The following is an 11,422-nucleotide window of genomic DNA, read 5'->3' on the forward strand; positions in this document are numbered from 1 at the left end:
GCGGCTGTGAGCTTCTCTCCTGCGCCCGTGCCCGATCAATCCGATTCGATGCGCGCTGCCGTTCGATACGGCGTCGTCGGATTGGTGGTTCTCACAGTCGTTGGTGCGGTCATCGCCACGCTGGTTGCCGGACTGCCTGGCCTGTGGGGCGCCTTGATCGGTGCAGGACTGGGCGGCGGGTTCATTCTCACTACGGCATTGTCGATATCGCTGACGGCGAAGTTCCCTCCCACGATGGCTGGAGCAGTGCTGCTCGGCGGGTGGTTGTTGAAGATGCTGCTTGCCATCGTGGTGCTCGGCGTGCTCAACGACATGGACTTCTACAGCAAGAAGGCGCTTGCGCTGGTGGTGGTGTCCGCACTGGTACTGGTACTCGGCGCGGAGGTGTACGGCGTTGTACGAACCAAGGCGCCGTACGTCGATGATCGGCCTGCAGGGAACGACTCCGACGATGCGTAGTACATCGCACGTATGGATCCGTCCAAGAAACGGCCCCACCTACACAACGTCGTAGTTGTGTTGATAAAGTTCCGATCAAGTGAGGGTGAGACTGCCGCGAATGAGACATTTCGCGTGCACGACGGCCCTTGCAGGTAACCACTGGGCGCGTGAGTTCCGCTACAGATACGCTCCTGGAGTTACCGAGTCGACGTGAGTCGCCGACACCCGACAGACGCTGGCCGAGCAACAACTGGCCTCAGCTGCTGACGACCTCGAGCCGATATCGTCGACTTGATAGATCGTCAATGTCCGATCGAACCGCAGTCTTAGCCGTCTGCGGCCCGAACACGGGAGAGACCGCTGAGCGTCACCTACCTGGCTGCGGAGTTCCAACCGCCGTCACTATCCGACTTCTTTCCTCCCGCTTTGTTGTTCGAGGGCACACCCTTCGAACTCGACCGGCTGATGCTGATCCGCATCTTGATGACCCTCATTCTGGTCGTGCTGTTCGCATTCGCGATGCGCAGCCCCAAGGTGGTGCCCAGGGGTCTGCAGAACGTTATCGAGTACATGCTCGACTTCGTCAAGGTGCAGATCGCCGACGAAATTCTCGGCAAGGAACAGGGAAAGCGTTTCTTGCCGATCATCATGACGATCTTCTTCGCCGTGCTGTTCATGAATCTCTCCGGAATCATCCCGTTCCTGAACATCTCACCGAACGCCCGAATCGGAATGCCGATCGTGCTCGCGCTGATCGCCTACGTGACGTTCAACTATGTGGGAATCAAGAAGTACGGCTTCTTCAAGTACGTCAAGAGCAGCGTCGTGGTTCCCGATGTTCCGCCCGCGCTCCACGTGATTCTGATCCCGATCGAGTTCATCTCGACCTTCATCCTTCGGCCGTTCACGCTCACCGTGCGTCTCATGGCCAACATGCTGGCCGGCCACCTCATGCTCGTGCTGTTCTTCAGCGCAACCCAGTTCTTCTTCTTCCAGGCAGCGGGCGGAATGAAGATTTTCGGCTTGTTCTCGCTCGCAGCAGGCTTCGGCTTCACGCTGTTCGAGATGCTAGTCATCGCACTGCAGGCGTACGTGTTCGCGCTGCTCACCGCGGTGTACATCGACCTCGCGCTGCACGCCGACTCTCACTAGACCGCACGAGACCAGATCGACCTGACCCACGCACCGACCGGTGATGGGCAACAGAAAGGGAACGGAATTCAAATGAGCCTCGCGTACCTGGCACAGGAAGTCACCGAAACCACCATCACCGGTGGCGGCTACGGCGCAATCGGTTACGGCCTCGCAGCCATCGGACCTGGCATCGGTGTAGGCATCGTGGTCGGCAAGGCCATCGAGGGCATTGCGCGCCAGCCCGAGCTTCAGGGCACCATCCGTACCAACATGTTCCTCGGCATCGCGTTCACCGAAGCGCTTGCGCTGATCGGTATCGTCGCCGGCTTCCTGTTCGGTTAATCCGACATGGCAACCACTATCGCTATCTTGGCGGCAGAGGAGGGGGAATACAATCCTCTCCTCCCGGCCACATACGACATCGTTTGGTCTGCGGTCTGTATCGCGGTCATCGGCTTCGTCTTCTGGAAGTACATTCTTCCGAAGTTCCAAGCTGTCATGGCGGAACGTAGCGAGCTGATCGAAGGCGGCATCAAGAGGGCCGAGGAAGCTCAGGCAGAAGCGAAGGCTGCTCTCGAGCAGTACCAGAAGCAGCTGGCCGACGCACGATCCGAGGCTGCGCAGATCCGTGAGGAAGCGCGCACGCAGGGTCAGGCGATCCTCGCCGAAATGAAGACGAAGGCACAGGAAGAGAGCGACCGGATCGTGGCCGCAGGTCACAACCAGCTCGTTGCTCAGCGTCAGCAGATCGTCACGGAACTTCGCGGCGACCTCGGACGCACAGCAGTCGAACTCGCCGAGAAGGTCATCGGAGAGCAGTTGTCCGATGAGGCGAAGCGAGCGGGATCGATCGACCGATTCCTCAGCGAACTCGACTCCGTCACCGCTGACTCTGTAGCGGGGAAGTGAGATGACCATGTACGCAACGTCTCGTGAGGCTCTTGCCCGCACGCGTTCGGTTGCGAACGATGCACTGGGGTCTGCGTCGGCAGGAGATGCTACAGCTGCTGCCGCTCAGACCGGTTCCGAGCTCTTTGCCGTCGTGGAGACCCTCGACGGGCAGCGCACGTTGCGTACCGCGCTGGCCGACGCGTCAGTGTCTGGTGAACGACGCAGCGAGCTGGCTGGGAATCTGTTCGATGGCAAGGTATCCGAGATCACGGCGAAGATCGTGAAGTCGGCCGTGTCCGACAGTTGGTCCAAGCCATCGGATTTGCTGAACTCGCTCGTCGAGCTCGGGCGCGAAGCTCTGCTTCGCGCCGCCGCAGACCAGGACCAGCTCGACACCGTCGAGGACGAGCTGTTTCGTCTTGGCCGCATCGTGGCAGCGAATCCGCAGCTGGAGCAGGCGATGTCGGATCTCGGCAAGCCAGTTCAGGCCAAACGCGAGCTGCTCGGACGGCTGCTCTACGGCAAGGTCACCGCAGTGACCGAGGCTCTGGCCATCCAAGCCGTGAGTCGTCTGCGACGGTCGGCACCTGCCGACGCGCTCGACGAACTTGCGGGGCTGGCGGCGTCGGTCCGCGACCGAGCTGTCGCGCACGTGCGCAGTGCGGCTCCGCTCAGCGACCGCCAGCTCGAAAAGCTGACCGCGACGTTGACACGAACCTATGGCAAGCCCGTCACTGTTCACATCGAGGTCGATACCGAACTGCTCAGCGGACTCGTGGTCCGGGTAGGCGACGAGGTCATCGACGGTAGCGGGGCGGGTCGCCTCGCTGCATTGCGAAAGACTCTCAAGTAGTCCGAGTAGGGACAGCACAGTCTCCACACGAAGCGTTTCGAAATGTCGAAGCATTTCAATACCGCGATCATTGAAGGAAGAGCAGGAAAAAATATGGCGGAGCTGACGATCTCCTCCGACGAGATCCGTAGCGCGATCGAGAACTTCACCGCGAGCTACTCACCGGAGTCCTCCCGCGAGGAGGTCGGCACGGTTACCGACACGAGCGACGGAATCGCGCACGTGTCCGGACTCCCGTCGGCTATGTCCAACGAGCTGCTCGAGTTCCCCGGTGGCGTGCTCGGTGTGGCGCTCAACTTGGACGCCACCGAAATCGGTGCCGTCATCCTCGGTGACTACGAGCACATCGAAGAAGGCCAGGAAGTCAAGCGCACCGGTGACGTGCTCTCCGTGCCGGTCGGCGACGGCTACCTCGGTCGCGTCGTCAACCCCCTGGGCCAGCCCATCGACGGCCTCGGCGACATCGAGTCCAGCGAGAACCGCGCACTCGAACTGCAGGCTGCTTCGGTGCTCGAGCGCCAGCCGGTCGAAGAACCGCTGCAAACCGGTATCAAGGCCATCGATGCGATGACCCCGATCGGCCGTGGACAGCGTCAGCTCATCATCGGTGACCGCAAGACGGGCAAGACCGCCGTATGCATCGACGCCATCCTCAACCAGAAGGCCAACTGGGAGTCCGGAGACGACAAGAAGCAGGTTCGCTGCATCTACGTCGCAATCGGCCAGAAGGGCTCGACGATCGCCGGCGTCAAGGCCGCACTCGAAGAGCGTGGCGCAATGGAGTACACGACCATCGTCGCTGCTCCTGCCTCCGACTCGGCCGGCTTCAAGTGGCTCGCCCCGTACACCGGCTCGGCCATCGGCCAGCACTGGATGTACCAGGGCAAGCACGTCCTCATCGTGTTCGACGACCTGACCAAGCAGGCCGAGGCGTACCGCGCTATCTCCCTGCTGCTGCGTCGTCCGCCGGGCCGCGAGGCATACCCCGGTGACGTCTTCTACCTGCACTCCCGCCTACTCGAGCGTTCGGCCAAGCTGTCCGACGAGCTCGGCGGTGGATCTTTGACGGCGCTGCCGATCATCGAGACCAAGGCCAACGACGTCTCGGCGTACATCCCCACCAACGTCATCTCGATTACAGACGGACAGGTCTTCCTCGAGTCGGATCTCTTCAACAAGGGCGTCCGTCCCGCGATCAACGTCGGCATCTCGGTCTCGCGAGTCGGCGGCGCGGCACAGACCAAGGGTATGAAGAAGGTCTCCGGTTCGCTTCGTCTCGAGCTCGCTCAGTTCCGTGAGCTCGAAGCCTTCTCGGCGTTCGCATCTGATCTCGACGCGGCTTCCAAGGCGCAGCTCGAGCGTGGTGCGCGTCTGGTCGAGTTGCTCAAGCAGGATCAGTACTCGCCGGTGGCCGTCGAAGATCAGATCGTGTCGATCTGGCTTGCCGGACAGGGCACCTACGACTCGGTTCCCGTCGGCGACGTTCGTCGCTTCGAGAGCGAACTGCTCGAGGATCTGCACCGTAACGCCGGCGGCGTCTACGACAGCATCTCCGGCGGCAAGGTTCTCGACGCCGATGCGCAGAAGGCACTGCTCGCGGCCACCGACAAGTTCAAGGACGGCTTCCTCGACTCCGAGGGCAATCGCGTCGTCAACGAGGCGGAGGCGGACACGCTGAACCCGGACGAGGTCAGCCAGGAGCAGGTCACCGTTACTCGCAAGACAGTCAGCAAGTAGGTCAGCGAGATGCCCAGTGTCTTTACGAGTAGAGAAGGGAGCGTGAACAGCTGATGGCAAGCATTCTCGAGCTGCGTTCCCGGATCAAGTCGGTCAATTCGACGAAGAAGATCACCAAAGCTCAAGAGCTGATCGCCACGTCGCGGATCACCAAAGCGCAGGCCCGCGTCGCCGCGTCCAAGCCGTATGCCGAAGAGATCACCAAGGTCCTCTCTTCGCTGGCAAGCGCATCCAGTTCGCTCGATCATCCGTTGCTCAACGAGCGTGCGGAGCCCAAGCGTGCGGCAGTCCTGGTCGTCACCAGTGACCGCGGCATGGCCGGCGGTTACAACGCGAACGTCCTCAAGGAAGCGGAAGAGCTGTTCCAGCTCCTTCGCAAGGAGGGCAAGGATCCGGTCATCTATGTGCTCGGTGCAAAGGGCCTCGGCTACTACACATTTCGCGAGCGCGACGTGAAGGGTGCTTGGACGGGATTCTCGCAGGAGCCCGGGTACGCCGACGCAGCGAAGGCCAGCAGGCATCTGGTCGAACTGTTCATGGCTGGTTCCGGTTCCGAGGTGGACGCGCCCAACGGCGAAGGCACTGTCGAAGGCGTCGACGAGCTGCACATCGTCTACACGCGTTTCGTGTCGATGTTGACGCAGAAGCCCGAGGTTCGTCGGATGGCCCCGCTGGAAATCGCGTACAACGACGAAGAGATTCAGATGGGCGAGGATTCGCTCACCGATTCTCCCAACGCGTCGGAAGTGCAGGCCCAGTACGACTTCGAACCCGAAGCCGGAACGCTTCTGTCGGCTCTGCTGCCGAAGTACATCAGCACGAGGATCTACTCCTCGCTGCTCGATGCGGCTGCTTCCGAGTCGGCCGCACGTCGTACGGCCATGAAGGCTGCGACGGACAACGCGAACGAATTGGTCGAGACTCTGAGCCGTCAGGCGAACCAGGCTCGGCAAGCCCAGATCACCCAGGAAATCAGCGAAATCGTCGGTGGCGCAAACGCGTTGGCTGACAGCGCAGGAAGTGACTAAGCAATGACCGCAGCAGTAGCCCAAGAGAACGCGAGCGGAGCGGACACGCAGTCCGGCCGTGTCGTTCGGGTCATCGGCCCCGTTGTGGACGTCGAGTTCCCGCGCGGCGCGATCCCCGCCCTGTTCAACGCCCTCCACGCCGAGATCACCCTCCCGACGGTCGCGAAGACACTGACGCTCGAGGTCGCACAGCACCTCGGCGACAACCTCGTTCGCACCATCTCCATGCAGCCGACCGACGGTCTCGTTCGAGGCACGCCGGTAGCCGACACGGGCAAGCCGATCTCGGTCCCCGTCGGTGACGTCGTCAAGGGCCACGTGTTCAACGCCCTCGGCGATTGCCTCGACACACCGGGACTCGGTCGCGACGGTGAGCAGTGGGGCATCCACCGCAAGCCACCAGCCTTCGATCAGCTCGAGGGCAAGACCGAGATCCTCGAGACCGGCATCAAGGTCATCGACCTGCTCACCCCTTACGTCAAGGGTGGAAAGATCGGACTGTTCGGTGGTGCCGGCGTCGGCAAGACCGTTCTGATCCAGGAAATGATCACCCGTATCGCTCGCGAGTTCTCCGGCACCTCGGTGTTCGCAGGCGTCGGTGAGCGCACTCGTGAGGGCACCGACCTTCACCTCGAAATGGAAGAGATGGGCGTCCTTCAGGACACAGCCCTCGTCTTCGGCCAGATGGACGAGCCGCCCGGCACACGTATGCGCGTCGCTCTGTCTGCACTGACCATGGCGGAGTACTTCCGCGATGTGCAGGGCCAGGACGTGTTGCTCTTCATCGACAACATCTTCCGTTTCACGCAGGCAGGTTCGGAGGTGTCGACCCTTCTGGGACGTATGCCTTCTGCCGTGGGTTACCAGCCGACGCTGGCGGACGAGATGGGTGAGCTCCAGGAGCGCATCACCTCGACCCGTGGACGCTCGATCACCTCGCTGCAGGCGATCTACGTTCCCGCCGACGACTACACCGACCCCGCGCCTGCAACGACGTTCGCCCACCTCGATGCAACGACCGAGCTGTCGCGTCCGATTTCGCAGATGGGTATCTACCCCGCTGTGGACCCGCTGAGCTCCACGTCGCGAATCCTCGAGCCCGGCATCGTCGGCGCCGAGCACTTCCGCGTCGCCAACGAGGTCAAGCGCATTCTGCAGAAGTACAAGGAACTGCAGGACATCATCGCCATCCTCGGTATGGACGAGCTTCAGGAAGAGGACAAGGTTCTGGTCGGCCGCGCACGCCGTCTCCAGAAGTTCCTCGGCCAGAACTTCATCGTCGCCGAGAAGTTCACCGGTGAGCCCGGTTCGGTCGTATCGCTGACCGACACCATCGAGGCATTCGACAAGGTCACCAAGGGCGAGTACGACCACCTTCCCGAGCAGGCCTTCAACAGCTGCGGTGGTCTCGATGACGTCGAGGCAGCAGCCAAGAAGATGTCCGGAAAGTAGAAGACGTGGCATCTTCGGAGACGAACAGCATGAAAGTTTCACTCGTCGCGGTCGAGCAGAAGCTGTGGTCGGGCGATGCGACCCTGGTGAGTGCTCAAACCACCGAGGGTGAAATCGGCATCATGTTCGGTCACGAGCCGGTTCTGGGTCAGCTCGTCGAGGCTGGAACGGTATCCGTCACAACGACCGATGGTAAGAGAATCGTGGCCGCGGTCCATGGTGGGTTTCTCTCGGCCACAGGCTCAGAAGTTACCGTGCTCGCCGAGTCCGCAGATTTCGCGGAGGACATCGACGTCGAGGCCGCTCGCGCGGTGTTGGACGCAGGTGGCGACGACAAGGAAGCCCTCGCAATAGCGAAGGGCCGAATTCGCGCTTCCGAGCGGGCATAGGTTCGTCGGAAAGCCGCGACGGGGCCAGCGAGATGCATACCGGAGTGATTGTCCTTATCACTCTGGTAGTGCTGCTCGTCTGCCTCGTCGCGGCTTTTCTGTATCGACTGGTGATTCTTCGTCGCGGCGGTACCGCGGCAATCATGCGGACCGCGCCGGCGGCTGGTGGGAGCGGGTGGCGTCACGGAGTGATTCGCTACGGCGACAACTCACTTGTTTTTTTCAAGTTGTCGAGCTTGCGCCCCGGTCCGGACCATCGGATCACCCGTCAGGGTGTTGATTTGGGTGAACGCCGTCGTCCGCGTAGCGACGAGTTCGACATCATGAGCGAGGACATCGCGATACTCGAACTCACCGATGGTGGGCGTGAATACGAGATCGCGCTCGATCGCGGCGCGCTCACCGCGTTTCTGTCATGGCTCGAATCGCGGCCGTCGGGTAGATCCAAACGCGGTCGCCCCGCAGCGTAAACGGTTCCGCTACTCGGCCTCGGTCGAGCGAGAAGCGCCCGGTGTCCATTGCACGTCGCCGTCGGGGTTGGCGTACCTGCTCAGAATGAAGAGCAGATCCGAAAGCCGGTTGAGATACTTCGCCGGTAGATCACTGGTGTTCTCCGGGCTTGCCTCCACGGCGGCCCACGCAGCCCGCTCTGCGCGGCGAGAGACTGTTCGGGCAACGTGTAGTAGCGCCCCGAGTGCTGTACCTCCCGGAAGAATGAAGGAGGTCAGCGGCTCGAGTTGGTCGTTGAACTCGTCGCACCACTTTTCCAGGCGGTCGATGTAGGACTGGTCGATACGAAGTGGGGGATACTTCGGATCATCGACCACGGGTGTCGACAGATCGGCTCCGGCGTCGAACAGGTCGCTTTGGATCGTCCGGACAATTTCGACTATCCGTTCGGGCGGGTTGCCAAGGGCGAGTACCACTCCGAGGCTCGCGTTCGTCTCGTCGCAATCTGCATACGCAACGAGACGCGGGTCGTTCTTCTTCACCCGGGAGAAGTCGCTGAGCCCGGTGGTTCCATCGTCTCCGGTACGTGTGTAGATACGAGTCAAGTGCACAGCCATGGCGCTACGGTACCGCTCGGGTGCACGTACGGGACCCTGGCTACGCTGTCGAACTGTGAGTGAACGCTTTTTGGTATCCGGTGGCAACCGGCTCGTCGGCGAAGTGTCGGTGGGCGGCGCGAAGAACAGCGTTCTCAAGCTGATGGCTGCGGCTTTGTTGGCCGAGGGCACCAGCACCATCACCAACTGCCCAGACATTCTCGACGTCCCGCTGATGGCCGAGGTGCTTCGCGGACTCGGTTGCGAGGTGGTACTCGACGGGTCGGTTGTGCACATCACCACCCCAGCAGAGCCCAAGCATCATGCTGACTTCCCCGCAGTGACGCAATTCCGCGCATCTGTTTGCGTGCTGGGTCCGCTCGTTGCGCGGTGCAAGCGCGCCGTGGTGGCACTTCCAGGCGGGGATGCGATCGGTTCACGTCCCCTCGACATGCACCAGTCCGGGCTCCGACTGCTCGGTGCCCGCAGCGAAATTCAGCACGGCTGCGTCGTCGCCGAGGCCGACGAACTGCGCGGCGCGAACATCCGGCTCGCGTTCCCGTCGGTGGGCGCAACGGAGAACATTTTGATGGCGGCGGTCCTCGCCAAGGGCGAGACGGTCATCGACAACGCAGCGCGCGAACCCGACATCGTCGATGTGTGCAACATGCTCAATGAGATGGGCGCCCAGGTCAGCGGCGCTGGCACGTCGACGTTGACCATCAAGGGCGTCGAGTCTCTCGAGCCCACGACCCACCGTGTGATCGGCGACCGGATCGTCGCTGCGACATGGGGGATAGCGGCGGCGATGACACGTGGCGACGTCCGTGTCCGGGGGATCAATCCGAAGCATCTGTCTCTGGTGCTCGACAAACTGCGTTCGGCAGGTTCGGAGGTGACATTGGAAGCGGATGGCTTTCGAGTCGTCCAACACGACCGGCCCACTGCCGTCAATTTCGCGACCCTTCCGTTTCCCGGCTTCCCGACGGATCTGCAGCCGATGGCGATCGGACTGGCATCGGTCGCGCACGGGACCTCGATGATCACGGAGAACGTCTTCGAAGCCAGATTCCGATTCGTCGAAGAAATGATTCGGTTGGGTGCAGATGCGCGCACGGACGGACACCACGCTGTGGTTCGCGGTGTCCCACAGCTGTCGAGTGCACCGGTCTGGTCCTCGGACATTCGCGCCGGTGCCGGTCTGGTCCTCGCCGGCCTGTGCGCCGACGGTGTAACCGAAGTGCACGACGTCTATCACATCGATAGGGGATACCCGCGATTCGTCGAGAACCTCACCGACCTGGGTGGGAGCATCGAGCGCGTCCAATAGCTTCATCCAGCGCGGTCGTAAGTTGATCCAGGCCGTAGAGGACGTGACGTTCAGGGACGATGATGCATCGGTGGCTTCGCGGGGGTGCCGAAAGTGGCCTGGAAATTGACGCCGATTGGACCACGGCGATGGAACATTTGCGCAGCAATAATGCAGTGATGAGCACCCAGCAAAGCCCACTCTCGCCCACGTTGCGCACGACCATCGCGCGCGGTCGGGCGCGAGCCCGGACCGACAGAAAAGACCTCGCGGACGTTCTCGGCGCGGCGCGGGTCTGCCATCTAGGCGTCGTGGTCGACGGGACAGTGCGCGTGCTGCCGACAGTATTCGGCTTCGACTTCAACGGCCCGGACCGCGGTGGGACGCTGTACCTGCACGGCTCGGTGGCCGCGCGCAGCCTCGTTGACGCCCCCGCGGCCGATATTTGCGTCACCATGACTGTCGTCGACGGCCTGGTGCTTGCCCGGTCTGCCTTCAACCATTCGATGAACTACCGAAGTGCCGTGATTCTGGGCCGGCCCCGTTTGGTCAACGACGAGACCGAACGGCTGCGCGCACTCGACGCGATCGTCGATCACGTGGTGGAGGGACGGAGTGCGCACCTACGTCCCCATTCCAAGAAAGAACTGGCGGCGACGGTTGTGCTGGCTCTGCCGCTACACGAGGCGTCGGTCAAGGTAAGGGAGGGCGATCCCGTGGACGACGCGCGTGATGTCGAGGTCGGGGGAGTGTGGGCCGGAGTTGTGCCGTTGCAAGAACGCGCAGGGCCCGTGCGGTCCGCCGTTGATGTGGACCCAGCAGTTGCAGTGCCGGAGCACGTTCGGGCGATTACCGGCGGCTGATGTTGACGGGTATGTCCGGCGTCACAGTCTGGATCGCCCCGCTTCGCAATCCGACTGTCTCCCGCTCGAGCCCGTGGCCACGGTAAACGCGCAAGCTATCGCGTGTGACCTGCAGATTTGCGTCGAGCGATCCCCTCGCGTAACTTTTCTCCAGTCAGAGCGACACGGACACCGACCAGGTCTTCACGGACATGGCAACGAGGTTGTACGGGGTTCCTGATGAGCGTGTAGGACAGTCTTTCCCCCAAGCGTCGGGCCTTGTGTCCGAGACCAAGTTGG

13 protein-coding genes are annotated in these 11,422 nt (G+C 62.1%); 12 read left to right on the plus strand and 1 reads right to left on the minus strand.

What is annotated here, in order from left to right; genetic code table 11:
• The first annotated feature begins 48 nt into the window (after positions 1 to 48).
• The 10 genes from J1M86_RS00350 (at position 49) to J1M86_RS00395 (ending at position 8,395) form a co-directional block, all read left to right on the plus strand.
• Positions 49 to 459: a hypothetical protein gene (locus J1M86_RS00350; RefSeq protein WP_187346665.1), complete on the plus strand. Its 411-nt coding sequence runs from the start codon at positions 49 to 51 to the stop codon at positions 457 to 459.
• Between the two features lie 408 nt (positions 460 to 867).
• Positions 868 to 1,593, plus strand: a complete 726-nt coding sequence (gene atpB / locus J1M86_RS00355) for a F0F1 ATP synthase subunit A (protein ID WP_075837513.1) — start codon at positions 868 to 870, stop codon at positions 1,591 to 1,593.
• A 72-nt stretch (positions 1,594 to 1,665) separates the two neighbouring features.
• Entirely contained in the window at positions 1,666 to 1,917 is a 252-nt protein-coding gene (locus tag J1M86_RS00360; protein ID WP_075837514.1) for an ATP synthase F0 subunit C, read from the plus strand.
• 6 nt (positions 1,918 to 1,923) lie between these two features.
• Entirely contained in the window at positions 1,924 to 2,484 is a 561-nt protein-coding gene (locus J1M86_RS00365; RefSeq protein WP_206508275.1) for a F0F1 ATP synthase subunit B, read from the plus strand.
• Positions 2,485 to 2,491: 7 nt separating this feature from the next.
• Positions 2,492 to 3,319, plus strand: a complete 828-nt coding sequence (locus tag J1M86_RS00370; protein ID WP_206508630.1) for a F0F1 ATP synthase subunit delta — start codon at positions 2,492 to 2,494, stop codon at positions 3,317 to 3,319.
• A 93-nt stretch (positions 3,320 to 3,412) separates the two neighbouring features.
• Positions 3,413 to 5,056 carry a F0F1 ATP synthase subunit alpha gene (gene atpA / locus J1M86_RS00375; RefSeq protein ID WP_206508276.1) on the plus strand — a complete coding sequence of 548 codons (1,644 nt, stop codon included), beginning with the start codon at positions 3,413 to 3,415 and terminating at the stop codon, positions 5,054 to 5,056.
• Between the two features lie 53 nt (positions 5,057 to 5,109).
• On the plus strand, positions 5,110 to 6,084 hold the full coding sequence (locus J1M86_RS00380) for a F0F1 ATP synthase subunit gamma (protein WP_075837516.1): 975 nt from the start codon (positions 5,110 to 5,112) through the stop codon (positions 6,082 to 6,084).
• A gap of 3 nt (positions 6,085 to 6,087) precedes the next feature.
• Positions 6,088 to 7,536 (plus strand): F0F1 ATP synthase subunit beta, encoded by a 1,449-nt coding sequence (gene atpD / locus J1M86_RS00385; protein WP_075837518.1) that lies wholly within the window; start codon positions 6,088 to 6,090, stop codon positions 7,534 to 7,536.
• A 29-nt stretch (positions 7,537 to 7,565) separates the two neighbouring features.
• A complete protein-coding gene (locus J1M86_RS00390; protein ID WP_206508277.1) occupies positions 7,566 to 7,925 on the plus strand; it encodes a F0F1 ATP synthase subunit epsilon in 360 nt (119 codons plus the stop codon).
• Between the two features lie 32 nt (positions 7,926 to 7,957).
• Complete coding sequence (locus tag J1M86_RS00395; protein WP_206508278.1) at positions 7,958 to 8,395, plus strand: DUF2550 domain-containing protein; 438 nt, start codon at positions 7,958 to 7,960, stop codon at positions 8,393 to 8,395.
• Between the two features lie 9 nt (positions 8,396 to 8,404).
• Here the strand turns inward: J1M86_RS00395 and J1M86_RS00400 are convergent, their stop codons facing one another.
• A complete protein-coding gene (locus tag J1M86_RS00400; protein ID WP_206508279.1) occupies positions 8,405 to 8,992 on the minus strand; it encodes a cob(I)yrinic acid a,c-diamide adenosyltransferase in 588 nt (195 codons plus the stop codon).
• 55 nt (positions 8,993 to 9,047) lie between these two features.
• On the opposite strand from J1M86_RS00400, the gene murA reads away from it, so the two are divergent.
• Positions 9,048 to 10,301: a UDP-N-acetylglucosamine 1-carboxyvinyltransferase gene (murA, locus tag J1M86_RS00405; RefSeq protein WP_075837521.1), complete on the plus strand. Its 1,254-nt coding sequence runs from the start codon at positions 9,048 to 9,050 to the stop codon at positions 10,299 to 10,301.
• A gap of 158 nt (positions 10,302 to 10,459) precedes the next feature.
• Positions 10,460 to 11,143, plus strand: a complete 684-nt coding sequence (locus J1M86_RS00410; RefSeq protein WP_206508280.1) for a pyridoxamine 5'-phosphate oxidase family protein — start codon at positions 10,460 to 10,462, stop codon at positions 11,141 to 11,143.
• Positions 11,144 to 11,422 lie beyond the last annotated feature (279 nt).

The sequence above is a fragment of the Rhodococcus sp. KRD197 genome (assembly GCF_017168235.1).
Taxonomy (GTDB): domain Bacteria; phylum Actinomycetota; class Actinomycetes; order Mycobacteriales; family Mycobacteriaceae; genus Rhodococcoides.